Raw genomic sequence first — 27000 nt, forward strand, 5'->3', positions numbered from 1 at the left:
AAATTAAAAGTTATTAAAACGGCGGCTCCGGGCCGGCCACCGGGGGCCCTAACGGGCTACCAGCGGCAGCCACACGTCGGCCACGGTGCCGCCGCCCGGCCGGGGCAGCAGCCGCAGGCGTCCCTGGTGCAGCCCAATGATGCGCTGGGCCAGCGTGAGCCCGATGCCGAAGCCAGGCACGTCGCCCACGGCGCGGCCCCGCGTCAGGGGCTGGAAGATGCGCTCCGCTTCGTCGGGGGCAATGCCGGGGCCCCGGTCTTCAATGAGCAGCCGCACGCCGTCGGGACCGTCCATTTCCAGGCACAAGGTCACGGGCTGGCCGCTGGAGTACTTGGCCGCGTTGTCCACGAGGTTGCCCAGGGCCGTGCGCAGCAGCTGCGCGTTGCCGAGCACCCGCGGGGCCTGGGCCTGGTCATCTACCTCCGCGCTGATGTCAAGGTCTACTGCCTGGCCGGGGCGCTGCTGCGCGCTGCCCACCACGTCGAGCAGCAAATCGACCAGCTCCAGGGGCTGGCCGTCGAGCTGGGCAGCCCCGTCGAGGCGGGCCAGGTGCAGCAGGCCGTTGGCCAGGGCCGTGAGCTGGTCGAGCCCCACCACGGCCTGGCCAATACCTTTTTTCAGGTCGGCCACGTCCGAGTCGTAGGCCAGCGACGTTTCCAGCCAGCCTTTGATGCGTGTGAGCGGGGTGCGCAGCTCGTGCGAGGCGTGCGCGATGAAGGCGCGCTGGCTTTCCACCAGCTCTTCCTGCCGGGTCAGCAAGTCGTTGAAGGCCGCCGCCAGCTTGCCCACCTCGTCGCGGGGGTTCTGCGGACGCAGCCGAAACGCCAGCGACTGGGCCGCTGCCTGGCGCAGCTGCTCCAGCAAAAAGTTGAGCGGGGCCAGGGCGCGGGTGGCGAAGAGCAGGCCCAGGGCCCCCACCAGCGCCACGGCCGCCAGGTTGCCGTACAGAAAGTAGTTGAACAGCGTCTGCTGCTGGGCGTAGCCCTGCTGGTCGTAGGCCGTGACCACGGCCACGTATTGCCCGTCGGCGTCGGGGCGGCGGTAGGCCAGCGCTACCCCTTGCTTGGGGTGCGCGTGGCCCGGCCGGGGGTAGGAAAAGGGTACTTTGCCGTGCTGCCGCGCCTGGGCCAGCAGGCCGGCCGGCGGCGCATAGTCGGCCCCCGCGCTGGCGTAGACGCGCTGCCCGGTCGGGGCGTACACCTGCTCAGCCTGCTCGGGCAACGATGCCAGCATCGTGCCCGCCAGCGAGTCGTTGAGCGCGAGCAGCTGCTGCGTCACGGCCGCCTTGCTGGTCAGTCGCTCGGTGAAGGAGTGCTGCCGGAAGCGGGCCGTGCTCACGTAGACGTAGCCCGAAAAGGCCAGCAGCAGCCCGCTGACCAGCGCCGCAAACCAGAGCAGGAGCTTGTGCTTTATCTGCATCGCGCCTAACCCTGCATTAAATAACCCGCGCCCACCACCGTGTGCAAGAGCTTCTGCCCAAAGCCCTTATCCACTTTTTTGCGCAAAAAATTCACGTACACGTCAATCACGTTAGTATTGGTGTCGAAATGCAGGTCCCAGACTTTCTCGGCAATGTCGATGCGGCTGACCGTGCGGCCCTTGTTGACCATCAGATATTCGAGCAGCGAGTACTCGCGGCTGGTCAGCTCGATGCGCAGGCCGGCGCGAGTCACGGTGCGGGCGTCGGTATCCAGCTCCAGGTCGGCCACGCGCAGCACCGCGTGCTGGCCCTTATACGCGTCCGAGCGCCGGGCCAGCGCCCGGATGCGCAGCAGCAGCTCCCGAAACTCAAACGGCTTGGTCAGGTAGTCGTCGGCCCCGGCCCCGAAGCCCGCTTCCTTATCGGCCAGCCCATCGAGGGCCGTGAGCAGCAGCACCGGCTGGCGCGGCGAGTGCTGCTTGATGTAGCGGCACAACTCGAAACCGTTCATCCCGGGCAGGTTCACGTCCAGCACCACCACGTCGAAGGGCTGCTGGTCGAATAACCGCTGGCCCACTACCCCATCGAAGGCCACTTTCAGGTCGTAGCCTTCGGCGGCTACCCCTTTCTGGATGAAAGAGGCCAGGCTGGCTTCGTCTTCGACAAGGAGAATGGTCATGGGCGCAAAGGTCGGCCGCCGGGCGGGTAAATCGCGTGAAGCGCGCCCCGCGCCCGCCCCGCTTCACCGGCTTGCCGTATGCCTGTTTATTTTGCTGGCCGATGTCTGCTCCCGTTTCCCCGCCCCGCTCGCGCTCAGCGACCGGCTCGCTTTGCAACGCACCCGCCTGGCTAACGAGCGCACCCTGCTCACCTACGTGCGCACCAGCCTGGCCCTGGTAGGCTTCGGGCTGGCCCTGATTCAGCTGCACCCGGTGCGCGGGGGCCGGCTCGGCTACGTGGCGCTGGCGGGCGTGGTACTCACGGTGGGCCTGCTGTGACCTCCTCCCACTAAACTGGGCCGCTGTAAAGTAGAGAAAATCAGGCATTGTCGTACCTTAAAACCCCAGACAATGTCATGAAAAAGACCACGTTTACCGAGGCCCAAATGGTGTTCGCCCTGCGTCCCGCCGACACGGGCGTGGCCGTCGCCGAGGTGTGCCGGAAGATGGGCATCAGCGAGGCCACCTACTACAACTGGAAGAAAAAGTACGGCGGGCTGGGCGTGCCCGAGTTGCGGCGGCTCAAGCAGTTGGAAGAGGAAAACCAGCACCTCAAACAGTTGGTAGCCGACCTGAGCTTGGATAAGCAGCTGCTACAGGATGTGATCAAACAACCTTCTGAAGCCCGTGCAGCGTCGCCACGCGGCTCAACACCTCATCGACGCCTACCGCATCTCGGCTCGCCGGGCCTGCCGCGTGCTCAGCTTGCAGCGTGCTAGCTTCGCTTACCAAACACGTGGTCGAGATGACACCGTCCTACGCCAGCGTTTGCGCGAACTGGCGCAAGTGCGCGTACGCTACGGTAGTCAGCGCCTTTACATTCTGCTGCGCCGGGAAGGCTGGCCGGACAATCACAAGCGCGTGCATCGCCTTTACTGCTTGGAAGGCTTGAACTTACGTAGCAAACGTCCCAGACGTAATCGGGCCGCTGCGCACCGCCTGGAGCGGCTCCCGCTGGGCCACCTGCACCAGAGTTGGAGCATGGATTTTGTAGCCGATAACCTCTTCGATGGCCGTAAAATCCGGGCCTTAACAATAGTCGATAATTATAGCCGCCAGTGCCTAGCCATTCACGTCGGCCAGTCGTTAAAAGGCGAAGATTTCGTGGCCGTGATGCAGCGCTTACACCAGCAGTTAGGCCTGGTCCCTAAGCGCATCCAGGTCGATAACGGCAGTGAGTTTATTAGTAAGGCGCTTGACCGCTGGGCTTACGACCAGCACGTCACGCTGGATTTCTCCCGCCCAGGCAAACCGACCGATAATCCGTACATTGAATCGTTTAACGGCAGCTTCCGCGACGAGTGCTTGAATGTGCACTGGTTTCTGTCACTGGCCGACGCCCAAGAAAAGCTTGAACACTGGCGGCAGGAGGATAACAGCTTCCGGCCGCACAGCTCCTTACAGAATTTAACGCCCGATGAGGTAGTGGCGGCCGCCATTACCGTCGAGCTTCAGAACGCCTGATGCTCCACTTTCAACCGGCTCAGTAAATGGGAGGAGGTCAGACCAGCAGCGCCAGCCCGTGGCGCCCCCGGCGCAGGCCCCCGCGTGGCACACCTGGGCGTGGGCTTTCAACTGAGCCTGACCACATGCTACGCACCCTATTCTATACCTTGCTTGGCGCCTTAATGGCCATCGCCTGGGCACCCTGGCCAGCACCGACGCGGGTGTAGCCTCCGCGCCCCCACCGCTGTGCACATTCGGCAGCCCCGAGTACCGTTGCCCAAGCGGTGAAGAACTACCCTTTTGACCGGCCCCGACGTGCATCGAGTGCCGCCACCTGCCTTTGCCACCAGCAATAAGCCCCGCCGTTCCGGTTACAGGTAGGCAAAAATGAAAGCCGGCCTTTACACGGGGACCGGCTTTTTATGGTTCAGGCTGCACCTGTCGGCACCAGTCTGGGGTGGGGAGGCGCGCCTACAAAAAGTGCTTTTCCAGAATGCCCAGGACTTTCTCCTGCGTAAGGGGCTTGTTCAGAAAGCCCGCGATGGGCAACTCCTGGGCCCGGGCCATGTCTGCGGGGTGCAGCGAGGTGGTGAGCATGACGATGACAATGGCTTGCTGCTGGGCCAGCGGCATCTGCACGTAGGTTTCCAGGAAGGCCAGCCCGTTGAGCACGGGCATGTTCATGTCGAGCAAAATGAGCACGGGGCACGAGATGGCCGGTTGGCCCGTGCAGGTCTGGTCCAGCGTGCGCAGGGCCTGCTCGCCGTTTTCGGCCACGAGCACCTGCTGGGCCACTCCCATACGCGTGAGCAAGAGCTTATTGAGGAAGTTGGTTGTGCTGTCGTCATCGACCAAGAGCACACTGGTTAGGGGCGGCATCGCAAACGGGTCAGGCGTTTAGGCTGGTTAGACCGGGAAAGTGACGGTGAAGGTAGCCCCCGCATCGGGCCGGCTGCTGACGGCAATCGTGCCGCCGCCGTTCTCGACGAGGCGCTTGCTGATGTAGAGGCCCACGCCGGTGCCCTCGACGTGGGTGTGCAGGCGCTGAAACAAGCCGAAGAGCTGGCGCTGCTGCAGCTCGCTCAGGCCCAAGCCGTTGTCCTGCACGGTGAGCACCACGGCGGAGCCCAGCGGCTCGGCCCGCACGCGCACCTGCGATGGCCGGTCGGCCGCCCGGTACTTGACTGCGTTGCTGAGCAGGTTGTAGACCACGCTGCGCAGGTTGGACGGCGGGAAGGACACCACCAGCTCCGGGGCCACCTCGACCGTAAGCCCGGTGCCCGCCGCCGCGATAAGGGGGCCCAGGTCTTCGCGCACCGCTTCTACCACCTGGGCCAGCACCACGGGCTCGGCGAGCCCGGCGTGCGCCAGCTGCAGCCGGGAAATATCGGTAAGCTGGGTGATGGTGACCTGAAAGCGGGCCACCGTCGTGTCGAGCAGGCCCAGCAGGTGAGCCACTAGCTCCTCCTGCTGCACGGCGGGGGGTAGGGTATCGCGCAGGGCCTGCACAATGCTTTCGATGTTGGTAATCGGCGCTTTCAGGTCGTGCGAGGCCGTGTACACAAACGTGTCCAGGTCCACGTTGGTGCGGGTGAGCTGGCGGTTGCTCTCCTGCAACTCTTTATTAGTAGCGGTCAGTTCCTGGTTAAGGGCGGCCAATTCCTCCGTGCGCTGCTGCACGCGGGTTTCCAGCGCCGCATTCAGTTGCTCCACCTGACGGCGGGCCAGTACCTGCGCAGTCACCTCGGTGGCTACCACCATCGCGCCGTCAATATGGCCGTCGGCGGCGTACATGGGCACGTACACAAAGTCCCAGTACACGGTCTCGCGGTGGCCGTTGCGGTCGTGCTGGGCTTCCATCGCGCGGGCCACGTGGGGCACGCCGGTGGCCATCACGCCGTCGAGCAGCTCCTCGTAGCCGAGGCCCGCCACTTCCGGCAGGGCTTCAAACAGTCCTTTCCCCAGCAGCTGCGCGCGGGTGCGGCCCCAGAGGCGGGCCACCGTGGGATTGGCCAACTCGATGGTGTAGGCCGGCCCCCGATACACGGCGATGGCCAGCGGGGCCTGCTCAAACACGCGCTCCAACTCGCCGCGCTGGCGCTCGGCCTCCGTCCGGGCGGCCTGCTCGGCGGCTTGGCTTTCCCGCAGGGCCACTTCTACAGCACTGCGGGGCTGCTCGCTGGTGTCGGTAAAGCTCACCACCAGGTGTTCGCCGCTGCGCCGGGCCGTCAGGTGGAAGTAGTTGTCCAGCCCGTCGTACTGGTAGTTAAACTTGCCGCGCCGGGTTTCGCCCGTTAGAACGGCCCCGCGGTAGAACGCAAAGATGCCCGTAGCCAGCGCGTGTGGGTAAAGAGTCAGGAAGGTTTCGGCGGGGCACTCGGGCAACGCCAGCATCCGCTGGGCGGCCGGGTTGAGGCGTTCATACGCCAAATCAATTACTTCGCCCGCGGCATCCCGCACGGGTCGGAAGAGAATGCCGCCGAGGGCCGAAAGGTCAAAAAATACCTCGAACAGGTCGTTGGCGGGCGCAGCTATAGGCATAGCATAGTATAAGAAAAAGCTTTGCGAAGCTACTCACAACGCCCAGCTTGAGGACCTAACCGGAGCCAGAAAGGCACCCCAGCCAAAGTTGCGCAACGATGGTTCTGACTGGTGCACCTGATAGGGAATCCTACGACTGCCTTGCGCATCGTTATGAAACTTGCCTTAGGCCTATTCAGCTAGTCCTACGCCGCCAGCAGCTCTTTCTCGCGGTAGCACATCGCCGAACGCCTCACCAGCGAAGCCAAACTGCTCTTGCAGCACCAGGATTGGAGCGTGAACGAAATTGCCGATAGTTTGGACTTTGAGGACCCCACGTACTTTCACGGCTTCTTCAAAAAGCACCCGCCCCCCTGGCTTTTCGCCACGCGGCCTAGCGGCGGGCCGAATCACTGCTTGTTCCAGCCCACAAAAAAGCCGGCCCCCATGCAGGGACCGGCTTTTTATTGCGGTAGCGACGACTGCTAGGCAGCCGCCTCACCCACCGTAAACGGGTGCACCAGCCGGGCCCCCGAGGGCGCAACGGCCGTCAGCGTCACGGCCTGCCCCGGCGAAAGGTTCGGCACCGATAGGCTGATGGTATCACCCAGGTCCAGCGTGTACGAGTACGCACCGGTCGAATCAAACGTGAGCAGATACTTCTTGTCCGTCGCATCCGGCGACGACACGTTCAACGAAATGTTGTCATACCCGCCCGAAAAAAAGTGGGTAAAACTGCCCAAGCCGAGCACGGCCGCGGCGACCGCCGGCGCGCCGGCCGTGAGCACGGCCCCGGCAGCTCGAAGCCCGTGGTGGCCGCGTCCACGGTGTACACGCCGTCGGGCACGAGCTGCGCGAGCGAATTAAACTGACTGGCCGGCTTGAAGACCTGGTAGCCGTCGCCCGCCGCGTTGAAGCCGTAGATGGCCCGCACGTTGCCCTTCCACGGGGCCGAGGCCAGCACCAGCGCCGCCCCGTTGAAAATAAAGCCCGAAAGATTTTTGCTGATGGTGCTCATAAAATTGAGAGACTAAAAAGTAAAAAATAAGGCCGGCCCGGCAGCACGCCGGGCCGGCCACTTGGTTGCCTAAGCCGCCCGCTTAGAAGTTGACCGCCGCGGCAAACGTGCCGTTGCGCGTCACGCCGTTGTGAACGAAGCTGAACGGGGCCCCGGTGTAGCGGTCCAGGTACGTGACCGAGGCCACCTGCGCGCCCCCGATGGCAATGTCCATCGAGGCCGGGGCCGAGCCCCCGCTGCCCAGCGCGTAGAACTGCAGTGCGTCGCCCGCCGAAGCCGCTAGCGTCACCGGTCCGAAGCGTCCGGCCCGTTCAGCGTCACGTCGTGCGCCACTGGGGCCGTCGTGCCGGGGCCCGTCGAGCCGCTCGCTGTGCCGCCGCCCGTCGTGGGGATAGCCGCGGCCAGCTCCCCGAACAGCGCTTCCAGCGCCAGCAACGCGCCGCCGTTGCCGTCGGCCGTGGGGTTGAGGAACTGCACCTCTTCGCCCGGCGTGCTCGCGGCCATCGTTCCGGTCAGCGTACCCGCGAGGCCTGCCGTGCGCAGGTCGTGCACCAGCAGCGTTTCGGTCGAAATGTCCACGCCGTACAGCAAGTTGATGCGGTCAGGGCGGGCCTTGGCATCGGCCGCGCCAGCTAGCGCGCTCACCAGCGCCGTAGCGTATTTGCGGGCCTTCGCGTCCCGGCGCGCCCGCAGCTTAAGCGCCGTTTTCGTGCGCTTGTCGGCCTGTTTCTGATAAAGGGTTCTAGTAGCCACTTTCTAGTAAATTAGGAATTATGAATTAAAAATTATGAGTTATAAATCAGGCCAGAACCGACCATCAGGCCAATTCGTAATTTCTAATTCATAACTCATAATTGCCCGCTAGGCCACGTACTCAATCGCCAGCGGGTTGGTGGCGTTGTTGTTGAGCGGGTAGTTCTTGCCGTTGAGCTGTTGGTAGTAGTTGATGCCCACCACGACCTCGTCGGCCGTCGGTGCGGCCGGTAAGGAAGCCACCAGCGACTTATTAGCCAGCGCCGCCGAGTTCAGGGCAATGATGCCCAGGGGCGCGGCCACCGTCGCCACCTGGTAAGTGCCCGTCTCGAAGTTGAGCGAGGCCGCTCCGTACAGCAGCTCGAAGTGGGTCGCACCCTGCGGAGCCACTACATCAGTACCCGGGTTCAGCGCCGGAATGCTCATCGTCACGTCCGCGCCCGCGCCGGCTACGGCGTACTGGAAGAATAACGCCTGCCCGATGCCCGCGCCCTGGTTGAAGTTGAAGCCCAGCAGCGTGCCGATGTTGTCCTTGTCGATGGCGCGCTCACCGCGGTCGTTGGCCTCGTCCATCCCAATGATGGTGCGCATGGTCTGGGTCAGCCAGCTCACCATCTTGCTGTCCGAAGCAGCGGCGATGAGCACCCGCAACGAGTCGCGCAGCAGCTTGCCGGCCGAGGCGGCGTGGCCGAATTCCGAGGCGTTTTCGCGGGTCCGGGCCAGCGAAGCCGCCGAGTTGAAGGCCGCTTTGTTGGAGGCGGGTTTCTGACGGACCGAGCCGTCTTTGGCAAACACAAGGCCGCCCACCGTGCCTTGCAAGCCCAGGATACCAGTTTGGGTAGCCATAAGTCTAAAGAAAATAATGAAGTGAGAAATAAGCCGCTTGCTTTCGTTCTGCGGCGCGGCTACCAGGAGCAAGTACCCTGGTAGCGCCGCTTATTTTGGGCAGTGAAAGAGCGCCAGAACTTGGGCAGCACGGCTTCGGCCGCCCCGCATTTCCACAAGCCCCCGCCCGCCTGCTGCGGGGCCCAGTCCGCCACCGTCCGGTTGGGGTCGTAGGCCCAGGCCCAGCCCCGCACCACCAGCAGCGAATCCAGCGGCACCGGCTGCCCCGCTGCGGCCACCGTCGCTGTCGGCAGCAGCACCGCCCCCAGCGTGCGCCCGTACAGGTCCAGGCCCGACTTCGCTACCAGCACCACGCGCCCCGGCGTCAGCATCCGCGTCACCGAGTCAGTAGCCTGGGGCCCGAACGCCTGGTCATGCTCGGGCGTATCCACCCCCAGCAGCCGCAGGCGGAAAGTGCTCAACCCCAACAGCAGAATGTAGGTATCCGCGTCGATGACGCGCACCACGCGGGCCGCTTCGGCCACCACGGCGGCGCGCGTGGTCAGCGAAGCGGCTAAGTAATCGTCGGCCCGGATGCCCGCGCAGCCCCCGGCCAGCGCCCCCGCCAGCAGCCCCCCAACCACCCCCCAAATCGTGCGTTTGCTGATCATGGCCCGAACCTACGGCCCGGTTTTAGCGGTTGTATCTTAGCCTGCCACTTTCACCCCAATCCGCCCCCTTATGCCCCAGGTGTGCATCTGCCCCAAGGAGGCGGCCCAACTTACCGGTACCAAGTACAGCACCGCTAAGGTGCTGCTACAGCGCATCCGCCGCGCCAACGGCAAGCCCGCCCGCACCTACGTGTCGGTGGCCGAGTTCTGCCGTTTTACCCACCTCGACGAAGAAGAGGTTTCCCGTGCCTTGAACCGTAGCTAGAGCATAGCTGGAGCATGGTTAAAGTCACTCTCCCCCGACCCAACGCCGCGCCCACCCGCGGCTCGACCGCCTACACAAAAAAGGGTCACCCCCGCGAAGCAAAGGCGGCCCTAGATACCGGAAAGAAAAGCTTGGCAACTAATTCCCGCTGGCGCCGACAAAGTTAACCGAAGGCTGGGCCCCGCTGTCTTTTTTGCACGCCACTCAAACAGTCGCCAAAGGCGGTCAATCCGTTTTGTCCCAGATTTTGTCCCAGCCAAAAACAAAAAGGCCTCTAGCGTAATGCTAGAGGCCTTTTTTCGTGGCAACAGTTGGAATCGAACCAACGACACCAGCATTTTCAGTGCTGTGCTCTACCAACTGAGCTATGTTGCCGGATCCCGAGGCCAAGTTTCTTTGGCTTTGGGACTGCAAAGGTAAGCAGGCAAAACCAGGGTGCAAGAATTTCAGTAAAAAAATGCATTGGGGTTCTACCCAATTATATTTTAGTCGGCATGCCGACTAAATTGCGGGCCCAATCGGTGCTGGTTGTTTATATTTACTGCTATGTTGCAATCCATTCTTTTTGCGCTGCTACTGGTGGCCGCGTTCGGCCTGTTTGCCTGGCAAGTCCGGAAAATCCGGGCCAACGTCCTCGTCGGGCGCGACCGGGACATGAGCGGCCACCCGGCCGAGCGCTTGCGCAAAACCCTGCTCGTGGCCTTCGGGCAGCAAAAAATGTTCAAGCGCCTCACCCCGGCGCTGCTGCACTTGGTGGTGTACGTGGGCTTCTTAGTCATCAACATCGAGGTGATTGAAATCGTCATCGACGGGCTGTTTGGCAACATTTTCGGGTTTCACCGCTCGCTCAAGTTCCTGGGGCCCGTGTACGATGGGCTGATGGCAACCAACGAGGTACTGGCCGCGCTGGTGATTGTGGCGGTGGCTGCCTTTTGGTGGCGGCGTAACAGCACTCCGCCGCTCAAGCGCTTCACGGGCCCTGAGCTGCGGATGTGGCCCAAGCTCGACGCCAATATCATCCTCTACATCGAAGTGGTGCTGATGGTGGCCCTGTTTTTTATGAATACGGCCGACCTGAAGCTGCACCAGATGCGCGGCGAAGACCTGCCTGGCACGTTCCCCATCAGCAACCTGCTGGTAGGCTTGCTGCCCACCGGCGTGGGCACGCTGCACGTGCTGGAGCGCCTGGGCTGGTGGCTGCACATCACCGGCATCTTGCTGTTTTTGAACTATTTACCTAGCTCGAAGCATTTTCACATCATCCTGGCGTTCCCCAACGTGTGGTATTCGCGACTGGTGCCGCAGGGGCAGTTCTCGAACGTGGAGAGCATTACCCACGAGGTGAAGGCCATGATGGACCCGAGCTACGAGGTGCCCGCTGCGCCAGTGGGCCCCGATGGCTCGGCCCTGGCCCCCACGCCCTTCGGGGCCAAGGACGTGGACGACCTGCCCTGGACCAGCCTGCTGAACGCCTACTCCTGCACCGAGTGCGGCCGCTGCACCTCGGTCTGCCCGGCCAATCTGACGGGCAAGCTGCTCTCGCCCCGCAAGATCATCATGGACACCCGCGACCGGGTGGAGGAGAAGTATAATTCGCCGCTCATTTTCCGGCCCAACGTGTACGGCGCCGAGGCCAAGCACGAGCCCATCACGGACTTGGCCAACGCCACGCTGCTGCGCGGCAAAGTAACGCCCGAAGAGCTGTGGGCCTGCACCACCTGCAACGCCTGCGTGGAAAGCTGCCCCGTGAACATCAACCCGCTCGAAAGCATCATCGAAATGCGCCGCTTTTTGGTGCTCGAAGAATCGGCGGCTCCAAACTCGCTCAACGTCATGTTCTCCAACATTGAAAATAATGGGGCCCCGTGGGCCTTCTCGCCCTCCGACCGTTTCAACTGGGCCGACGATTTATACGTAAAAGGTACCGCCCCTGAAGTAGCCTCGGTGTAGCCGCGTGCGCGCGGTTCGCTGGTTTTTAAAAAATCCCACCCTTTTTCCGTTCCGTGCCATGCAAAAGCTCACCGATTCCTCGCAATCCGCCGCTTCGACCGACTCGTCTGCGGGATTTACTGCGCCTACCCCCACGCGCCCCGGCCCACCGGTGGCCACGTTCCGGCAGTACCTCGAAGGGCCTGCCGAAGCGTTTGAAATGGCCCGCCGCCGGGCCCGTGCCGCCCGCACCCTGCCCGGTGGGCCCCCCGACGCCGACGTGCGGCGCCTGTACGCTCACTGATACCATCCCGCCCCGGGCCCCTGGCCCGTCTGCCTTTTCTGCTTCTATGCTGCCCGAAACTGCCCCGGCCTCGCGCCAGATTACCGTTCCCGTCATGGCCGACTTGGCGGCCCGCAACGAGTCGCCCGAAATACTGTTTTGGGTGGGCTGCGCCGGAGCCTTCGACGACCGCTACAAGCGCGTGACGCGCGCTTTCGTGCGCATCCTCGACCACGTGGGCACCAAGTACGCGGTGCTGGGCCTGGAAGAATCGTGCACCGGCGACCCCGCCAAGCGGGCCGGCAACGAGTTCCTGTTTCAGATGCAGGCCATGCAGAACATTACGACGATGAACGGCTACGGCATCAAGAAAATCGTGACGGCCTGCCCGCATTGCTTCAATACGATTAAGAACGAATACCCGGCGCTGGGCGGTGAGTACGAGGTAATTCACCACAGCACGTACTTGCAGCAGCTCATCAACGAAGGCAAAGTGGGCGTAACTGGCGGCGAAAGCTTCAAGGGCCGCCGCATCACCTTCCACGACTCGTGCTACCTGGGCCGGGCCAACAACATCTACGAAGCCCCGCGCGACGTGCTGGCCGCCCTCGACGCCGACCTGGTGGAGATGAAGCGCAGCCGTGCCAACGGCCTGTGCTGCGGCGCCGGCGGGGCCCAAATGTGGAAGGAGGCCGAGCCGGGCAAGAAGGAAATTAACATCGAGCGCACCGAAGAGGCCCTGGCTACGCTGAGCGGTGCCGCGGCGGCGCTGGCCAACCTGGGCGGCGTCGAAACCGAAACCGCCGCCCCGGGCCCCCACGATTTGCAGGGCAGCATCATCGCCGTGTCGTGCCCGTTCTGCATGACCATGATGAGCGACGGCGTGAAAAACAAGGAGCAGGAAAGCAAGGTGCAGGTGTTCGACCTGGCCGAGCTGGTGGCCTCGGCTGAGGGCATCAACGCGTAGCCGCTGGTTCGCCAATTGCAGGCGGCTGCCTGCCGACTGCGCGGCGGTAATTTGGCGCAGCGGCGGCAACTTCGGGCCAGTTTTTTTGGTTCGGAAGCATCGGCCACCCTTGGGTAACCGGTGCGACCTTTGCCAGCCGTGAAACCTGCCATTCCTACGCTCTTATGAACGTGACCTTCGATGCCCTGCCCCCTACTGCGCGGGTCTGGATTTACCAAGCCAACCGGCCCTTGACCCAAGCCGAGCTGGCCGCGGTGGGGCCCCACCTAACCCAGTTTGCTACGGCCTGGACCAGCCACGGCGCGGCGCTGCGCGCAGCGGTCGAGTTTCGGCACCGGCAGTTTCTGGTTGTTGGGCTCGACGAGGCGGTAGCTGGGGCCAGTGGTTGCTCCATCGATGCATCGGTGCGCTTCGTGCAGGAGTTGGAAAAAGCTTTGTCCATCAGTTTACTAGACAAGGCACATTTGGCCTTTACGGGCCCCACGGGCCTGGCGCTGCTGGAGCGCCGCGCCTTGAAGCCCGCCGTGGCCGCCGGCACCCTGGGCCCCGACACGCCCTATTTTGACAATACCGTGGCCACCAAGGCCGAGCTGGAGGCCCGGTGGCCCGCACCGGCCGGCCGCACGTGGCTGGCGCGCTACTTTGCGCCCGTTGCGGCTGAGCCCGCCGGGGGCCCCGCGCGCGTCTAAACCCTGCGGAAACGTAGTATTATTGCTAACCCAAAACGGCGCCCGAACGGGCCGCCCGGGGCCGCCCCCTTTCCTTGCCCATGAGATACTTCTTATTCGTTTGCGCGGCGGCCGGCTCGGCCACGCTGCTGAGCAGTTGCGCCACGAGCAGCAGCAAAGCCGACAAACGCTTCGCCCGCGGCGAGTACGAAACGGCTATTGGCCTCTACAAAGCGCAGGTAGCCAAAGGCAAAACGGCTCCGACGGCCAACTACCGCATTGCCGAGTCCTACCGCTTGTCCAACCGCGTCGAGCAAGCTGAGCCTTTCTACAAGGCGGCGCTCGACGGCAAGGTGCGGGCCGCCGACGCGGGCTTTCACTACGCTGAGGCTTTGCGCGCTAATGGCAAGTTCGACGAGGCCGCGGCGCAGTTCAGCGCCTACGCCACCAGTGGCACCAACCGCACCCTGGCCGCCCGCGCCGAAACCGACGCCAAGAACGCCCTGGCCAGTAAGACTTTGGTGGGCCTGGCCAGCGGCTACGACGTGCGCCCGCTCGACTCGCTGAACACGGCGGCGTCGGAATTTGGCGCTGCCGTGAAGCCCGACACCAAGGAATTCGTGTTTGCCTCGGGGCGCACCGGCAAGAAGTACCCCGGCAACGGCGAGAATTTTACCGACCTCTACGCCGTTAAATTCACCGATGCCACGGCCATGACCGGCGGCACGGTGGCCCCGCTGGCGGGGCCCTTCAACTCGCCCGGCCGCCTGGAGGCCAGCGCTACTTACACGCCCGACGGCAAAACGGTGGTGTTCGCCCGCTCGAACGACGGCAGCAAAAAAGGCTACCTGAGCGTCGATTTGTGGATTTCGTACTTCAAGGCTGGGGCTTGGACGGAGCCCATTCTGGCCAACATCAACGACCGGACGGCGGATGACTTTGCGCCGGTGTTTGCGCCCGATGGCGTGACGCTGTACTTCGCCTCGGGTCGCCGCAGCGGGCTGGGCGGCAACGACTTGTTTAAGGCCACGCTGGGGCCCAACGGGCGCTTTTCGGCGGCCGAAAACCTGGGCGACGCCATCAACACGGCGGGCAACGACAACTTCCCCGGCGTGGCGCCCGACGGCACGCTGTACTTCTCATCGGACGGGCGGCCGGGCTACGGCAAGCTTGATGTTTTCATGGTGCAGGCCGGCAAGCCCGTCAATTTGGGCCCCGACGTGAACAGCTCCGCCGACGATTTCGCGCCGTTCCCGATGACCGCCGAAACGGGCGTGTTCAGCTCGAACCGCGCCGGTGGCAAGGGCTCGGATGATTTGTATGCCTACAAAAAGAAGTCGCTGAAAACGGTTAATTTCTTCGTGGATGGCACGGTGCTAGAGCGCGATTCCAAGCGCAACACCATTACGCCGGTGCCCGGCGAGACGGTGACCATCACCGACAGCAAGGGCCGCAAAACCGACGTGGTGGCGGGTCCCGACGGCAAGTTTACGGCCCCGCTCGACTCGGCGACCAGCTACGCGTTCCTCAGCGACCGGGCCGGCGATTTCACGGCCCGCGCCTCGCTGAGCACCGTGGGCCGCAAGCCTGCCCAGGCCCAACTCACGCAGCCGCAGACCGACATCCGGCTGCCGGTGACCCTCACGCTGAATAAAATCATCGTGAACAAGGCCATCGAAGTAAAGGACATTTTTTACGATTACGACAAGTACAACATCCGGCCCGACGCCGCCATCCGCCTCGATACGTTGGTGCAGACGCTGGCCGACAACCCGAAAATCAACATCGAGCTGAGTTCGCACACCGACCAGCGCGGCAAGGACGCCTACAACCTCAAGCTCTCGCAGCGGCGGGCCGAGGCGGCCGTGGACTACATCGTGAGTAAGGGCATTGCCCGCACCCGCATCACGGCCCGCGGCTACGGCGAAACCCGTCCAATTATAGCTAATCCCAAATCGGAGGCCGACTACCAGCGCAACCGCCGCACCGAATTTAAGGTGACGCGGATTGACAAATAAGCTGTTTACTGCGGACGACTTTTGAAAAAGACCCAGCCCAACCGGCTGGGTCTTTTATTTGGTGGGGGCCCCAGCGGCTGGCAAATTTCTCCCTTGGCACGGCGTTTGGATTTGGGTGAGGCAGGCGGTTGAATCCCCTCGCCGCCTATTCATCTTGCATCGCCATGAAAACGCTTTTTGCCCTCGCCGCTGCGGGCTGGCTTGCTTTTGGGTTGGCCACTGCCGGCCAGGCTCAGCCCGTTGGGCCGCCGCCCACGGCCGTCAATTTTACGTCGGAGCGCGGGGTGCCGTTTGGCCTCGTGCTCGATGGGCAGCTGCTGGCGGCCCCGGTGGTGCGCTCATTGCACCTCGACTACCTGGCCCCGGGTCAGCACTGGGCCGAGTTCAGCGTGCCTTCGGCGGCGGGCCTGCAACGCACGCGGGTGAACGTGTGGCTGGAGCCGGGCCTGGAAACCAGCTTCGTGCTAGTGCTGCGCCCGGGCCGGCCGGCGCAGCTGCGGCAAGTGAGCCGGGGCCCCATAACGCCCCGTGATTATCCCGCCTGGGCCCCGGGCCCCGACGACTACGGCCCCGACCAGGGCCCCTATGGCGATAATGGCAACGGCAACGGCGGCAACTACGGCGGCGCTTACCCGCCCGCTGGGCCGGGCGGCTACCCCACGCCGGGCAGCTCATCCGGTTACCCGGCCCCTGGCAACCAACCCGCTTACCCGGGCCCCGGCACGTATTCAGGCCCCGGCAACGCACCTAATTACCCGGGCCCCGCTGGCCCGGGCTACGGGGCGCCAGCCCCCGGGCCCCAGTATGCGCGTCCGTTGTCCCCCCGCGACGCTGCCGACCTGGCGCAGGCCCTGAGCCGGTGCCCTTTCGACGAGCAGCGGCTTGACATTGCGCACCAAGCGCTGGAGCGCAGCAGCCTGCGCTCGGTCGAACTGGCAGCCCTGGTGCGGACGCTGACTTTCGACAAATCGCAGAAAGAGCTGGCTAAATTCGGCTACGCCCACGTGGTAGACCCGCAGAATTTTTACCGGGTGTACGACGCTTTCACCTTTCCGACGAGCGCGCGGGAAGTGCAGCAAGCGCTGGGGCTGCCGCGCAATTAGCCCCTTGTGGGTGCTGTAAAAAAGGGCGGGCCGCTTCTCTACAATGAGAAGTGGCCCGCCCTTTTTTATGGTCTTGTAGGGCCCCTAGCGCAGGCGGTCCATGCTGCGCACGAGGCGCTCGTCGCGGCGAATGTAGCGACTGGCCAACAGGTTGAGTACCAAGGCCAGGGTGGGCAGGTAGAAGCCGGCCAGGTAGTGGCCTTCCATTTTCACGTTCAGCAGAGCGTCGGCGCGGCTCGAATACAGGAAGGCAGCCCCCAGCGTGGCCACCACGAGCAGCAAATTGAGCGAGCATATCAGCAGCTGCACCGCGCGGCGGCGGTACTGAAAAATGGCGTAGATGGCGGTAGCCGCCGCCGTGAGGGCCAGCGTACCGATGGGCCAGGCCGAAGCTACCAGTCCGCCCGCGTCGGGCGAGGGCCCCCGGTAGAGGTTGAAGGCCGTGAGGGTGAGGCTGGCATGGGTGAGGGGGTCGGTTTTCGTCCAGAGGGGCAGGGCGGCCACGCTCAGCATGGCCAGGGCCAGCAGCAGTAAAAACACGCTTTGGATTCTTTGTATCATCTTTGTCGTTGTGGTTATAAGGCCGGCCTGTGTGGGGCCGGGCCGCAAATTTAGCCTGTACCGGGGGTTTCGCGCCCCTCTATTCTTCTTGCTGATGCCAAGTGCTTACATCGTGGACGCGGTGCGGACCCCGATTGGAAAATTCGGCGGCGCGCTGAGCAGCGTCCGCCCCGACGACCTGGCCGCGCTCGTATTGCGCGAACTGTTGCGCCGCAATCCCACGCTCGACAAAAACGCTGTGGAAGACGTCATCATGGGCGCCGCCAACCAAGCCGGCGAAGACAACCGCAACGTGGCCCGCATGGCCGCGCTGCTGGCCGGCCTGCCCGTCACGGTGCCTGGCGTGACGGTGAACCGCCTGTGTGCCAGTGGCTTGCAGAGTATCATGGATGCTTCGCGGGCTATTAAGGCGGGCGAGGGCGACGTGTACCTGGCCGGCGGCTCGGAGAGCATGACCCGGGCCCCGTTCGTGATGGCCAAGTCGGAAACGGCCTACGCCCGCGACTTCACGGCCCACGATACCACGCTTGGCTCGCGCTTCACCAACCCCAAGCTGAACCGGATGCACTACCCCTTCAACATGGGGCAGACGGCTGAGAACGTAGCCAAACAGTTCAACGTCAGCCGCGAAGACCAGGATGCCTTCGCCTTTGAAAGCCAGCGCAAGTACCACCGCGCGGCTGAGAAGGGGCGCTTCCGCAAGGAAATCGTGCCGGTATTTCTGCCTCAGCCCATCGGCGACACCGCCCTGTTCGACACCGACGAGCAGCCGCGTGTTTCCACCCTGGAGAAGCTGGCTTCCCTCAAGCCCGTGTTTCAGCCCGACGGCGGCACCGTGACGGCCGGCAACTCGACCGGCATCAACGACGGCGCGGCGGCCGTGCTGATGGTGAGCGACGACGCCCTGAAACGGTACAACCTGAAGCCCATGGCGCGGGTGGTGACGTCGGCCGTGGTCGGTGTTGACCCCGCGGTAATGGGCCTGGGGCCCATTACCGCCATTCGCAAGGTGCTAGCGCGCGCCGGCCTCACGCTGGCCGACATGGACCTGATTGAGTTGAACGAAGCCTTTGCCGCTCAGACCATTGCCTGCATCCGCGAGCTAGGCATGGACACCGAAAAGATGAACGTGAACGGCGGCTCCATCGCCATCGGCCACCCGCTGGGCTCGTCGGGCTCACGCATCACGGCCACGCTGCTGCACGAAATGCAGCGCCGCGAAGGGGCCCGCTACGGCCTCGCCGCCATGTGCGTGGGCGTGGGCCAGGGCGCCGCGGTGATTTACGAGAAAGCCTGATTCATTTAACAGGTAGCAATTAACATTTAACAGGTTCTTGCCGGCTGCTAATTGATTGACCAGCCGGATAAAGCCTGTTAAATGTTAATCGATAATTGTTGGATGACCCCATGAGATATTTCCTTCACCTCGCCTACGACGGCACGGCGTACTCCGGCTGGCAGGTGCAGCCCAATGCCCCCACCGTGCAAGCGGCCCTCAACGGGGCCCTGGCCAAGGTGTTGCGCCAGTCCATCAGCACCCTCGGCAGTGGGCGCACCGACGCGGGCGTGCACGCCCGCCACCAAGTGGCCCACTTCGACGCTGAGTTGCCGGCCGGCATGGACGAGGCCCTGCTGCTCTACCGCCTGCGCCGCACCCTGCCTGCTGATGTTGCCCCGTTGCGCCTGCACCCGGTGCCCCCGTCAGCCAACGCGCGCTTCGACGCCGACGCCCGCACTTACGAGTATTTTCTGCTGAGTGCGCCCGACCCGTTTCGGCGCGACCAGGCCCTGTACCTCGACCGGGGCCCCGACGTGGGCCTGATGAACGCCGCCGCCGCCCACTTGGTGGGGCAGTTCGATTTCACCACGTTTTCGAAAGCCAAAGGGGCTGAAACGCACTACGTGTGCCGCTGCACCGAGGCAGCCTGGCACCCCGTGCCGGGTGGCTGGGTGTTCCGCATCCGGGCCAATCGCTTCGTGCGCGGTATGGTGCGGCTGGTGGTGGGCACGCTGCTCGACGTGGGCCGCGGCAAGCACACGCCGGCGCAGTTCCAGCAGCTGCTGTGGGCCCAGCGGCGGGTAGCAGCCGGCACGGCGGCCCCGGCCCAAGGGCTATTTCTGAGCCGCGTGGAGTACGCGCCGGGGCTGACCCCCGGGGAGTAGCGCCGCTGGGGCCCCAACAAAAATGCCGGCAACAATTTCGGCCGCCCGACCTTTGTAGCCTATGCAACCCCAACCCGCTACTTCCGCTACCAAAACCGGCCAGGTGTTTGACTGGCAAGTGCTGCGCCGCCTGCTCAGCTACGTGCAGCCTTACCGCGGCGTGTTCATCGGCCTGATTGTGCTGACCGTTGCCACGGCCGCGCTGGGCACCCTGCGGCCCTTCCTGATCCAAAAGATGGTGGACGTGAGCATTGAGCAGGGCGACCGCACCGGCCTGAACCACATGTTTTTGTGGCTACTGGGCCTGCTGGTGGCCCACGCCGGCGTCAGCTACTTGCAGACGTACTACGGCGGCTGGCTGGGCCAGTACATCGTGCGCGACATCCGCACCGACCTCTACCGCCACCTACTGGGCCTGAAGCTGAGCTTTTTTGACCGCACGCCCATCGGCGTGCTCGTGACGCGCAACATCTCGGACGTGGAAACGCTGTCCGACGTGTTCAGCGAGGGGCTGGCGGCGATGGTGGGCGACATCCTGCAAATCCTGTTCATCATGGCGTTTATGTTCTACATTGATTGGCGGCTGACGTTGGTGAGCTTGTCGGTGATTCCGCCGCTGCTCTTCTCCACTTACGTGTTCAAGGAGAAGGTGAAAGTGTCGTTTCAGGACGTGCGCAACGCCGTGGCCAAGCTCAATTCCTTCGTGCAGGAGCACCTGACGGGCATGAGCGTGGTGCAGATTTTCGGCAACGAGCAGCGCGAGTTCAAGAAGTTTGAGAAGATAAACCGCGAGCACACCGACGCCAACATCCGCTCGGTGCTGTACTACTCGGTGTACTACCCGGTGGCCGAGGTGCTGGGGGCCATCGGCGTGGGCCTGCTGGTTTGGTACGCGGCCCAGGGCCAGATCGAGGGCACCATTTCCAAGGGGGCCCTCATTGCGTTCATCATGTACAACGCGCTGTTTTTTAGACCTATCCGCCAGATTGCTGACCGCTTCAACACCCTGCAACTGGGTCTGGTGAGCACCGAGCGCCTGCTGAAACTGCTCGACAGCGACGACCTGGTGGCCACTACCGGCAACTACGTGCCCGCCGCGCCACTGGAAGGCGACGTGCGCTTCGACCACGTGAAATTTGCCTACAACCCGCCCGAGTGGGTGCTGAAGAATATCAGCTTCCACGCCAAGCCGGGCCAAACCATTGCCTTCGTGGGGGCCACCGGGGCAGGCAAAACCAGCATCATTAACCTGCTGAGCCGGTTTTACGACATCCAGGAAGGGAGCATTTTGGTGGACGGGCGCGACCTGCGCGACTACGACCTGAGCGTGCTGCGCCGCCAGATTGGCGTGGTGCTGCAAGACGTGTTCCTGTTTGCGGGCAGCATCCGCGACAACATCACGCTGGGCAACCAGGAAATCGGCGACGCCCAGATTTGGGAGGCGGCCGACCTCGTAGGGGCCCGACGCTTCATGGAGCGCCTACCCGGGGCCCTGGATTACCCCGTGATGGAGCGCGGCGCCACGCTCTCAGTGGGCCAGCGGCAGCTCATCAGCTTCGTGCGAGCCCTGGTGTACCAGCCCCGCGTAATTGTGCTCGACGAGGCCACGTCGTCGGTCGATTCCGAGACGGAAGAAATGATCCAGAACGCCATCGAGAAGCTGATGCAGGGGCGCACCTCGCTCGTCATCGCCCACCGTTTGAGCACCATCCAGAAAGCCGACCAGATCATCGTGCTCGACAAGGGCGAAATTAAGGAAGTGGGCACCCACGAGGAACTGCTACGCCTCGAAAACGGCTACTATGCCCAGCTCTACCGCATGCAGTACGCAATGGGCGAGGCCAGCTAAGGGGTGGGAGTTTGGGTGATCGGCGCGGTGGGCACGGCGGCCGGAGCATTCATTATTCCATTTTTAATAAGCAAGGGCCGCGCTATTTGGTTGAATACCATCCAAATAGCAAAAAATATTACTAGGGGCATCAACCAACTGCGGCTGCGGTATTCTTGGGTACCGATGTAGCGAGGCCAAAACCACGCAAGGTAAGTTAGTAGCCCAACCACGTTGAACGCCAGGGATAATAAAGCAGGAATCAACAGATTGCCGCTGAATTGCGCCAAAGCCCAACTTATTGTATAGCCGCTGACGAACGAGAAGGCTAAGATGAACAAGATCAAGCGCGCCAGCGCCTCTGGACGGCGCAGGCGGTGCAGGTTGATACCCAGCAAGACGCCGCCCATCAGCAGCGAAAACATTGAGAATAGCACTACCGCCCCTTGGGAGTATAACTCGGGGCCGTCGAGGGCAACCGGAAGTTGGGCCGCGACGGCTCCGGAGTCGGCAGCGCGCTGCTGGGCCACGGCGGTTTCGAGGCCGGGGCGCAGGGCGTCTTCCTCGGGGGCGGGCTGGCCGCGGCGGCGCAGCTCGGCCAGGGCAGCCAGCACGGCATCGTCGCGGTACTGGGCGTAGCCGCTCACGTATTGGTGCAACTCGGCCAAGCTCTTGGCCTGCATTTTAGCCGCGTAGTCTTCCATCGGTTATCAAGTATTGGCTGAAGTACGGCGAACGCGGCAAAAAAGTGCCAGTTGCCCGCCGTTGCCGCGGCCTGGGGCTCTAGCCGGCGGCAAAAAAATCGTGCATTGCCGTCCCGGCCCGCCGCACGTCCTCAAACGAATTATAGAGCGGCACGGGCGAAAGGCGAATCACATTCGGTTCGCGCCAGTCGGCCACCACGCCCCGGGCGGCCAGGTAGTCGAACAGCTCGCGCCCGCGCCGGTGCACCAGCACCGAAAGCTGGCAACCGCGCTGGGCAGGGTCGGCGGGGGTGATGATTTCGAGCTGGTCGGCGGGCAAGGCCAGGGCCCTAATCAGGCTTTCGAGGTAGGCGGTGAGCGGCTCGCTTTTGGCGCGCAGCGCGGCCATGCCCCCGGCGCGGGCCACCACGTCGAGGCTGGCGCGCAACGGGGCCAGCAGCAGCACCGGCGAGTTCGACAGCAGCCAGCCGTCGGCGCCCGGCGTGGGGCGGAAGCCTTTTTTCATCTGAAACCGCTCGGCCGGCTCCTGGCCCCACCAGCCGGCGAGGCGCAGCAGGTCGGGCCGGTTCGCAAACCGCTCGTGCACGTAGGCCCCCGCAATGCCGCCGGGCCCCGAGTTGAGGTACTTGTAGGTGCACCAGCAAGCAAAGTCCACGTCCCAATCGTGCAGGTGCAGCGGCACGTTACCGGCGGCGTGGGCCAGGTCGAAGCCCACGGTGGCGCCTACCGCGTGCCCGGCGGCCGTGACGGCGGCCATGTCGAATACCTGCCCGGTGTAGTAGTTGAGGCCCCCCAGCAGCACGGTGGCGAGCGAGTCGCCCAACTCGGCAATTTTGGCGGTAATATCTTCTGTGCGCAGCGTGTGCTCGCCGGGGCGGGGCACCAGCTCCACAATGGCGTCGTCGGGGTCGAGGCCGTGCAAGCGGGCCTGGGTTTCGAGGGCGTACTGGTCGGAGGGGAAGGCGCCGCCTTCCATCAATACCTTATAGCGGGTGGCGGTGGGGCGGTAGAACGATACCAGCAGCAGGTGCAGGTTCACGCTCAGGCCGTTCATAATCACCACTTCGTGCGGCAGGGCCCCCACCACCGGCGCGCTGGCCTCGGCCAGGGCCCCGTGGGAGTGCATCCAGGGCGCGGCACCGTGGAAGTGGCCCTCCACGGCCAGCTCGGCCCAGTTGGTCAGCTCGGCGTCGAGGGCGGCGCGGGTGGCCTTGGGCTGCAAGCCCAGCGAGTTGCCGCAGAAGTAGGCCACCGGCTGGCCGTCGGGCCCGTTGGGAAACAGGAATTCGGAGCGAAAAGCAGCCAGCGGGTCGGCCGCGTCGAGGGCGGCGGCGTGGGTGGGGTCGAGGAGCGCGGAGGACATACCCAAAGGTACGGCCGGGGCCCCCGGCCGGGTTGCCCACCCCATAATAACGTGGGCGCTACCGCCGCGCGGCCGCTCCGGCTGGGCCGGCACCAGGGCCGTTTACAGCGGTTGCCAAATATTTGTAATGGGCCCTGTGTATAGGGAGAGGCACTCCGTTTAATGCTCGCCCGGCAACGGAGTACCGCTCCGTTCTACAACCGTTCGCTGGTTAACCATGTACGAACCTGAGAACCGCTCTAACGAAGCAACGATTACCGGGCATCTGGCGAAAAGCCGGCCGCCCGGCCCGGCGGGGGCCCTACTGCGCTAGGGCCGGGGCGGGCGCTTCGAGGTAGGTGCCGCACACTTGGCAGGTGCGCAGGGCGTCGTCGGCCCAAAAGCGGTTCATGATGGGCGGCAGCTGGGCCACGATGTCGGTGATTTCGGCGAACTCCTCGTGCAGCTTGTTGCCGCAGTTTTCGCAGTACCACTGGAAGCCGTCCAGCTCGCCGGGGGCCCGGTAGCGCTCCAGCACCAGGCCCACGCCGCCGGCCGGCCGGCGCGGCGAGTGCGGCGTGTTGGGCGGCAGCAGGAACATGTCGCCGGGCCCGATTTCCAGGTCCACGGGCTGGCCGTCGTCGATGATTTTCAGTGTCATCGAGCCCTCGATTTGCAAAAACAGCTCCTCGCCCGCGTCCACGTGGTAGTCTTTACGGGCGTTGGGGCCCCCAACCACCATCACGATAAAATCCTGGTTATCCTTGAATACCTGCTGGTTGCCCACCGGCGGCTTCAGCAGGTGGCGGTGTTCGTCGATCCACTTTTGGAAGTTGAAGGGGCGGGCGATGGGCATGGCGGCGGGCGTGAAAGTGGTGGGGCAAAGCTAGCTACTACCGCCGGCCTACTTTTGTTGGGGCCCCGTGCGCCCGGACCCTCTCTGCCACGTCTTCATGCCGATTGCCCTTCCTCCGCCCGCCAACGCCCTGCGGGTCCGCGGCCTGCTACTGGCCGGCCTGGCCTACGCCGCGCTGTTTGCCTGGTACTCGTGGCCGCTGGCCCGCGAGTGGAGCACGGCCTTCGTGGGCACGCCGCACCGCGATGCCAACCAGTACATCTGGAACGTGTGGAATTTCCAGCGGCAGGTGGCCGGCGGGCACAACCCGTTTTTCACGCCGCTGCTGCTGTTTCCGGCGGGCACCAGCCTGTGGCTGCACACCTACACGCCGGTGCTGGGGGCCCTGAACTTGCTGCTCCGCCAGGAGTTTTGGGCCGTGAACGCCGGGCTGCTGCTGAGCTTTGTGCTGAGCGGCATGGGCGCGGCGCGGCTGGCGGGGCGCTGGGTACGGCAGCCGCTGCTGTGCGGGCTGGTGGGCTACGCGTTTGCGTTTTCGCCCTACAAGCTGGCCCACTGGCCCGAGCACTACCACCTGCTGCTCACCGCCACGGTGCCGTTTTACCTCATGGCGTACCTCGACGGGCTGGCGTTCCGGCCCGGGCGCTGGTGGCCGCGGGTGCGCAGCGGGCGGCAAGTGGGCTGGGCAGCGGCGCTGTTGCTAGTCACTTTATTTAGTGATTATTACACCCTGGCAGGCCTGGTGTATTTCTCGGTGGGCTACGCGGCCTGGTGGGCCCTGCGGCTGGGCGAAACCAACTGGCGGCGCTGGCAGCCGTGGGCGGTATTGGGGGTAATTCTCGTCCTGGGGCACTTCATTTCGCGGGGCCTGGGCCGGGCCGGGCCCTCCGACAACGCCGGCTTCTGGTGGGGCGGCGACCTGGCCGGCTACCTCGTGCCACCGCTCGGCAACCGCTGGCTGGCCACGGCGGCCACCGATGCGCTCTGGCACAGCCCCCGCTTCCACACCCCCGGTTCGGTCGAGAACGTGATGTTTCTGGGCTACTTGCTGCCGCTGCTGGCGCTGGTGCTGGCCGTGGTGGCGTGGCGGGCGCGCCGCGCTGGGGCCCCCGCCCCCAAGAGGCCCGCCGAAACCCGGCCTTTTTGGGCCCTGGCGCTGCTGTTTGCGCTGCTTACTATGCCCGAGCTGCGCCTGTTGGGCCACGGCGGGCTGCGCTTGCCCACCAGTGTGGTGCACTACGTACCGTTCCTGAACAATATCCGCTGCCCCACGCGGCACGTGCTGCTGCTCTCGCTGCTGCTGCCACTGGCCACGTGCATTGGGCTCGATGGCTGGCTGCGGCGGGGCCCCGCAGGCCGGGGCTGGGCCCTGGCGGTGGGGCTGGCGGCGGTGCTGCTCTTCGAATTTCAGCCCGATGCCTACCCGCTCATCCGCCTGGCCGACGTGCCGGCGGCCTACGGCGTGGCCGCGGACCAGCCGGGCCCCGTGGTATTCCCCATTCCGCTGGGCCTGCTCGACGGCTACCGCGCCGTGGGCGAGCTGGACGCGGCCGAGCTGTTTTACCAAACACGGCACGGCAAGGCCATACCAGGGGCCTACATTTCGCGGGTGCCGGCTGCCACCTTCGCCGCCTTTGCCCGCGAGCCGGTGCTGGCTCGCCTGCTGCTGGCCCAGCGCCGCCCCGATTCGCTGGCCCTGCTGCCGCCGCCCACCCCAGCCCAGGTAGAAGATTTCTGGCACCGCTACCCAGCGGCCACGTTCGTGGTGCACCCCGAATTCTGCAACCAGCCGGTGCACCGGGTGGTGCGCAGCCTGCTACCCCTCGGCACTTACCAGGAGCAGCTGGTGCAAGGCTACACCGTGCTCCGGCCCAAGCCGTAGGGCGCCGCCGCATTCGCAGGGCAGGGTGCCGCCGGCGCCTTTTGGGTTTGAAACCTGCGGTGGTAGTGGCCGGCACCGGATAACGACGCGGATTCGCAGAGCCCACGCTACAGGGCCCCACCAGCGCCTCTTCATCGTGCACCGGAGTAGTGATGACAGAAGCAGCGTGGCCGTTCGGCACTTATTTAACCCGGGCCCCAAGTGCCCAATCCGGACCGCGCTGGGCCCCAGCGCACGTGCAACCCGGCGCGGGAAACAGCTTTTTCCGCGTTATTGCGGGTATCTACACCGATATTTTGTCGCCGCTGCCCCACTTCATGCCCTCCCCTCCCCGCGACGTTGCCCACTACATCGGCGGCGAGCTGTCCCTGTTTGAGCACGCCACCCACTGGAAGGCGTACTACGGCGGGCGGCTGCGGCCCTACCTGGGCGGCCGGGTGCTGGAGGTGGGCGCCGGCCTCGGCAGCACCACCCGGGCCCTGGCCGACGGCCGCGCGGCCGACTGGCTCTGCTTGGAGCCCGACGCCGAGCTGGCGGCCCACATTGGGGCCCTGCTGGCGTCGGGGGCCCTGCCCGTTACTTACCGCCTGCACGTGGGCACCCTCGCCGACCTGCCCGCAGCGGAAGGCCAGTTCGATGCCCTACTGTACATCAACGTGCTTGAGCACATCGAAGACGACGCGGCCGAATTGACCGGGGCCTACGCCCGCCTGGCCCCGGGCGGGGTATTACTTATCGTCGTGCCGGCCCACCAATGGCTTTTTGGGCCGTTCGACGCCGCCATTGGGCACTTCCGGCGCTACTCGCGGCCGCAGCTGCGGCAGGTGCTGCCCGCTGGCGGCCGCGTGCACCAACTCGCCTACCTCGACAGCCTCGGCTTGTTGGGCGTTGCCATCAGCCAGTTGCTGCTGCGCCAACAATACCCCAACCCCGCCCAAATCAAGTTTTGGGACCGCACCATTGTGCCCGTCTCGCGCATCCTCGACTGGCTTACTGGCTACAACATCGGCAAGTCGGTGCTGGCCGTGGTGGAAAAACCTGCTTAACTCTCCCCGCCCG

28 protein-coding genes and 1 tRNA gene are annotated in these 27000 nt (G+C 64.5%); 14 read left to right on the plus strand and 15 right to left on the minus strand.

Annotated features, from left to right (window positions below; translation table 11 throughout):
• Positions 1-48 precede the first annotated feature (48 nt).
• Together AXW84_RS19700 and AXW84_RS19705 are read right to left on the minus strand one after the other, a co-directional pair.
• Positions 49-1419: a HAMP domain-containing sensor histidine kinase gene (locus AXW84_RS19700; protein WP_068237315.1), complete on the minus strand. Its 1371-nt coding sequence runs from the start codon at positions 1417-1419 to the stop codon at positions 49-51.
• Positions 1420-1424: 5 nt separating this feature from the next.
• On the minus strand, positions 1425-2099 hold the full coding sequence (locus tag AXW84_RS19705) for a response regulator transcription factor (protein WP_068237328.1): 675 nt from the start codon (positions 2097-2099) through the stop codon (positions 1425-1427).
• A gap of 151 nt (positions 2100-2250) precedes the next feature.
• On the opposite strand from AXW84_RS19705, the gene AXW84_RS26045 reads away from it, so the two are divergent.
• On the plus strand, positions 2251-2418 hold the full coding sequence (locus tag AXW84_RS26045) for a DUF202 domain-containing protein (RefSeq protein ID WP_157887137.1): 168 nt from the start codon (positions 2251-2253) through the stop codon (positions 2416-2418).
• A 77-nt stretch (positions 2419-2495) separates the two neighbouring features.
• A protein-coding gene (locus tag AXW84_RS23600) for an IS3 family transposase (protein WP_204248391.1) occupies positions 2496-3603 on the plus strand; the annotation gives its coding sequence in 2 pieces (ribosomal slippage) (positions 2496-2755 and positions 2754-3603; 1110 coding nt in all).
• Between the two features lie 453 nt (positions 3604-4056).
• Here AXW84_RS23600 and AXW84_RS19725 read toward each other — a convergent pair.
• The 8 genes from AXW84_RS19725 to AXW84_RS19765 all read right to left on the minus strand — a co-directional run bounded on the left by AXW84_RS19725 (position 4057) and on the right by AXW84_RS19765 (position 9372).
• Positions 4057-4464, minus strand: a complete 408-nt coding sequence (locus AXW84_RS19725; protein ID WP_068237337.1) for a response regulator — start codon at positions 4462-4464, stop codon at positions 4057-4059.
• A 27-nt stretch (positions 4465-4491) separates the two neighbouring features.
• Positions 4492-6126 carry a sensor histidine kinase gene (locus AXW84_RS19730; RefSeq protein WP_068237340.1) on the minus strand — a complete coding sequence of 545 codons (1635 nt, stop codon included), beginning with the start codon at positions 6124-6126 and terminating at the stop codon, positions 4492-4494.
• Positions 6127-6590: 464 nt separating this feature from the next.
• A complete protein-coding gene (locus AXW84_RS19740) occupies positions 6591-6794 on the minus strand; it encodes a hypothetical protein (protein WP_157887138.1) in 204 nt (67 codons plus the stop codon).
• Between the two features lie 2 nt (positions 6795-6796).
• The gene (locus AXW84_RS19745) at positions 6797-7123 is read right to left on the minus strand and encodes a hypothetical protein (protein ID WP_068237349.1); all 327 of its coding nucleotides are present in this window, start codon (positions 7121-7123) and stop codon (positions 6797-6799) included.
• Between the two features lie 82 nt (positions 7124-7205).
• Positions 7206-7412 carry a hypothetical protein gene (locus AXW84_RS19750; RefSeq protein ID WP_068237352.1) on the minus strand — a complete coding sequence of 69 codons (207 nt, stop codon included), beginning with the start codon at positions 7410-7412 and terminating at the stop codon, positions 7206-7208.
• Positions 7409-7876 carry a hypothetical protein gene (locus AXW84_RS19755; protein ID WP_068237354.1) on the minus strand — a complete coding sequence of 156 codons (468 nt, stop codon included), beginning with the start codon at positions 7874-7876 and terminating at the stop codon, positions 7409-7411. Before AXW84_RS19755 ends, AXW84_RS19750 begins: the two co-directional genes overlap by 4 nt.
• Positions 7877-7984: 108 nt before the next feature.
• Positions 7985-8722 carry a hypothetical protein gene (locus AXW84_RS19760; protein ID WP_068237356.1) on the minus strand — a complete coding sequence of 246 codons (738 nt, stop codon included), beginning with the start codon at positions 8720-8722 and terminating at the stop codon, positions 7985-7987.
• Positions 8723-8781: 59 nt separating this feature from the next.
• On the minus strand, positions 8782-9372 hold the full coding sequence (locus tag AXW84_RS19765; protein ID WP_068237357.1) for a thermonuclease family protein: 591 nt from the start codon (positions 9370-9372) through the stop codon (positions 8782-8784).
• 70 nt (positions 9373-9442) lie between these two features.
• Between AXW84_RS19765 and AXW84_RS19770 the strand changes: the two genes are divergently transcribed.
• Complete coding sequence (locus tag AXW84_RS19770; RefSeq protein ID WP_068237360.1) at positions 9443-9637, plus strand: hypothetical protein; 195 nt, start codon at positions 9443-9445, stop codon at positions 9635-9637.
• Between the two features lie 302 nt (positions 9638-9939).
• On the opposite strand, the gene AXW84_RS19775 is transcribed toward AXW84_RS19770, so the two are convergent.
• Positions 9940-10012, minus strand: a tRNA-Phe gene (locus tag AXW84_RS19775).
• A gap of 171 nt (positions 10013-10183) precedes the next feature.
• On the opposite strand from AXW84_RS19775, the gene AXW84_RS19780 reads away from it, so the two are divergent.
• The 6 genes from AXW84_RS19780 (at position 10184) to AXW84_RS19805 (ending at position 16605) form a co-directional block, all read left to right on the plus strand.
• On the plus strand, positions 10184-11587 hold the full coding sequence (locus tag AXW84_RS19780; RefSeq protein ID WP_068237362.1) for a (Fe-S)-binding protein: 1404 nt from the start codon (positions 10184-10186) through the stop codon (positions 11585-11587).
• 58 nt (positions 11588-11645) lie between these two features.
• Positions 11646-11870 carry a hypothetical protein gene (locus AXW84_RS19785; RefSeq protein ID WP_068237365.1) on the plus strand — a complete coding sequence of 75 codons (225 nt, stop codon included), beginning with the start codon at positions 11646-11648 and terminating at the stop codon, positions 11868-11870.
• Between the two features lie 94 nt (positions 11871-11964).
• On the plus strand, positions 11965-12816 hold the full coding sequence (locus AXW84_RS19790) for a (Fe-S)-binding protein (RefSeq protein WP_068239804.1): 852 nt from the start codon (positions 11965-11967) through the stop codon (positions 12814-12816).
• Positions 12817-12980: 164 nt separating this feature from the next.
• Positions 12981-13505, plus strand: a complete 525-nt coding sequence (locus AXW84_RS19795) for a hypothetical protein (RefSeq protein WP_068237368.1) — start codon at positions 12981-12983, stop codon at positions 13503-13505.
• An 80-nt stretch (positions 13506-13585) separates the two neighbouring features.
• Positions 13586-15502, plus strand: a complete 1917-nt coding sequence (locus tag AXW84_RS19800) for an OmpA family protein (protein ID WP_068237374.1) — start codon at positions 13586-13588, stop codon at positions 15500-15502.
• A 164-nt stretch (positions 15503-15666) separates the two neighbouring features.
• Positions 15667-16605 (plus strand): DUF4476 domain-containing protein, encoded by a 939-nt coding sequence (locus AXW84_RS19805; protein WP_068237376.1) that lies wholly within the window; start codon positions 15667-15669, stop codon positions 16603-16605.
• 84 nt (positions 16606-16689) lie between these two features.
• Here the strand turns inward: AXW84_RS19805 and AXW84_RS19810 are convergent, their stop codons facing one another.
• The gene (locus AXW84_RS19810) at positions 16690-17166 is read right to left on the minus strand and encodes a DUF4293 domain-containing protein (protein WP_071892347.1); all 477 of its coding nucleotides are present in this window, start codon (positions 17164-17166) and stop codon (positions 16690-16692) included.
• A 94-nt stretch (positions 17167-17260) separates the two neighbouring features.
• On the opposite strand from AXW84_RS19810, the gene AXW84_RS19815 reads away from it, so the two are divergent.
• The 3 genes from AXW84_RS19815 (at position 17261) to AXW84_RS19825 (ending at position 21178) form a co-directional block, all read left to right on the plus strand.
• Positions 17261-18463, plus strand: coding sequence for a thiolase family protein (locus AXW84_RS19815; RefSeq protein ID WP_068239816.1), 1203 nt, complete (start codon positions 17261-17263; stop codon positions 18461-18463).
• A 110-nt stretch (positions 18464-18573) separates the two neighbouring features.
• A complete protein-coding gene (truA, locus tag AXW84_RS19820; protein WP_068237385.1) occupies positions 18574-19329 on the plus strand; it encodes a tRNA pseudouridine(38-40) synthase TruA in 756 nt (251 codons plus the stop codon).
• A 61-nt stretch (positions 19330-19390) separates the two neighbouring features.
• Positions 19391-21178, plus strand: a complete 1788-nt coding sequence (locus tag AXW84_RS19825; RefSeq protein WP_068237388.1) for an ABC transporter ATP-binding protein — start codon at positions 19391-19393, stop codon at positions 21176-21178.
• Here AXW84_RS19825 and AXW84_RS19830 read toward each other — a convergent pair.
• From AXW84_RS19830 to AXW84_RS19840, 3 genes are all read right to left on the minus strand, one after another.
• On the minus strand, positions 21175-21861 hold the full coding sequence (locus AXW84_RS19830) for a US12 family protein (RefSeq protein ID WP_068237391.1): 687 nt from the start codon (positions 21859-21861) through the stop codon (positions 21175-21177). The two genes, AXW84_RS19825 and AXW84_RS19830, sit on opposite strands and share 4 nt — an antisense overlap.
• 79 nt (positions 21862-21940) lie before the next feature.
• Positions 21941-23224, minus strand: coding sequence for a kynureninase (gene kynU, locus AXW84_RS19835; RefSeq protein ID WP_068237394.1), 1284 nt, complete (start codon positions 23222-23224; stop codon positions 21941-21943).
• 301 nt (positions 23225-23525) lie between these two features.
• Positions 23526-24059, minus strand: a complete 534-nt coding sequence (locus AXW84_RS19840) for a 3-hydroxyanthranilate 3,4-dioxygenase (RefSeq protein WP_068237396.1) — start codon at positions 24057-24059, stop codon at positions 23526-23528.
• Positions 24060-24156: 97 nt separating this feature from the next.
• Here AXW84_RS19840 and AXW84_RS19845 point away from each other — a divergent pair, with 97 nt between their 5' ends.
• Positions 24157-25941, plus strand: coding sequence for a hypothetical protein (locus AXW84_RS19845; RefSeq protein ID WP_068237399.1), 1785 nt, complete (start codon positions 24157-24159; stop codon positions 25939-25941).
• A gap of 317 nt (positions 25942-26258) precedes the next feature.
• A complete protein-coding gene (locus AXW84_RS19850; protein ID WP_068239821.1) occupies positions 26259-26987 on the plus strand; it encodes a class I SAM-dependent methyltransferase in 729 nt (242 codons plus the stop codon).
• The last annotated feature ends 13 nt before the right edge of the window (positions 26988-27000 follow it).

The sequence above is a fragment of the Hymenobacter sp. PAMC 26628 genome (assembly GCF_001562275.1).
In the GTDB taxonomy this organism is placed as follows: domain Bacteria; phylum Bacteroidota; class Bacteroidia; order Cytophagales; family Hymenobacteraceae; genus Hymenobacter.

Bases quoted from the DNA above. Each gene is read 5' to 3' on its own strand.
- AXW84_RS19700 (WP_068237315.1), bottom strand. From the start codon at position 1,419: ATGCAGATAAAGCACAAGCTCCTGCTCTGGTTTGCGGCGCTGGTCAGC.
- AXW84_RS19705 (WP_068237328.1), bottom strand. From the start codon at position 2,099: ATGACCATTCTCCTTGTCGAAGACGAAGCCAGCCTGGCCTCTTTCATC.
- AXW84_RS19725 (WP_068237337.1), bottom strand. From the start codon at position 4,464: ATGCCGCCCCTAACCAGTGTGCTCTTGGTCGATGACGACAGCACAACC.
- AXW84_RS19730 (WP_068237340.1), bottom strand. From the start codon at position 6,126: ATGCCTATAGCTGCGCCCGCCAACGACCTGTTCGAGGTATTTTTTGAC.
- AXW84_RS19745 (WP_068237349.1), bottom strand. From the start codon at position 7,123: ATGAGCACCATCAGCAAAAATCTTTCGGGCTTTATTTTCAACGGGGCG.
- AXW84_RS19760 (WP_068237356.1), bottom strand. From the start codon at position 8,722: ATGGCTACCCAAACTGGTATCCTGGGCTTGCAAGGCACGGTGGGCGGC.
- AXW84_RS19765 (WP_068237357.1), bottom strand. From the start codon at position 9,372: ATGATCAGCAAACGCACGATTTGGGGGGTGGTTGGGGGGCTGCTGGCG.
- AXW84_RS19770 (WP_068237360.1), top strand. From the start codon at position 9,443: ATGCCCCAGGTGTGCATCTGCCCCAAGGAGGCGGCCCAACTTACCGGT.
- AXW84_RS19780 (WP_068237362.1), top strand. From the start codon at position 10,184: ATGTTGCAATCCATTCTTTTTGCGCTGCTACTGGTGGCCGCGTTCGGC.
- AXW84_RS19785 (WP_068237365.1), top strand. From the start codon at position 11,646: ATGCAAAAGCTCACCGATTCCTCGCAATCCGCCGCTTCGACCGACTCG.
- AXW84_RS19790 (WP_068239804.1), top strand. From the start codon at position 11,965: ATGGCCGACTTGGCGGCCCGCAACGAGTCGCCCGAAATACTGTTTTGG.
- AXW84_RS19795 (WP_068237368.1), top strand. From the start codon at position 12,981: ATGAACGTGACCTTCGATGCCCTGCCCCCTACTGCGCGGGTCTGGATT.
- AXW84_RS19800 (WP_068237374.1), top strand. From the start codon at position 13,586: ATGAGATACTTCTTATTCGTTTGCGCGGCGGCCGGCTCGGCCACGCTG.
- AXW84_RS19805 (WP_068237376.1), top strand. From the start codon at position 15,667: ATGAAAACGCTTTTTGCCCTCGCCGCTGCGGGCTGGCTTGCTTTTGGG.
- AXW84_RS19810 (WP_071892347.1), bottom strand. From the start codon at position 17,166: ATGATACAAAGAATCCAAAGCGTGTTTTTACTGCTGCTGGCCCTGGCC.
- AXW84_RS19815 (WP_068239816.1), top strand. From the start codon at position 17,261: ATGCCAAGTGCTTACATCGTGGACGCGGTGCGGACCCCGATTGGAAAA.
- truA (WP_068237385.1), top strand. From the start codon at position 18,574: ATGAGATATTTCCTTCACCTCGCCTACGACGGCACGGCGTACTCCGGC.
- AXW84_RS19825 (WP_068237388.1), top strand. From the start codon at position 19,391: ATGCAACCCCAACCCGCTACTTCCGCTACCAAAACCGGCCAGGTGTTT.
- AXW84_RS19830 (WP_068237391.1), bottom strand. From the start codon at position 21,861: ATGGAAGACTACGCGGCTAAAATGCAGGCCAAGAGCTTGGCCGAGTTG.
- kynU (WP_068237394.1), bottom strand. From the start codon at position 23,224: ATGTCCTCCGCGCTCCTCGACCCCACCCACGCCGCCGCCCTCGACGCG.
- AXW84_RS19840 (WP_068237396.1), bottom strand. From the start codon at position 24,059: ATGCCCATCGCCCGCCCCTTCAACTTCCAAAAGTGGATCGACGAACAC.
- AXW84_RS19845 (WP_068237399.1), top strand. From the start codon at position 24,157: ATGCCGATTGCCCTTCCTCCGCCCGCCAACGCCCTGCGGGTCCGCGGC.
- AXW84_RS19850 (WP_068239821.1), top strand. From the start codon at position 26,259: ATGCCCTCCCCTCCCCGCGACGTTGCCCACTACATCGGCGGCGAGCTG.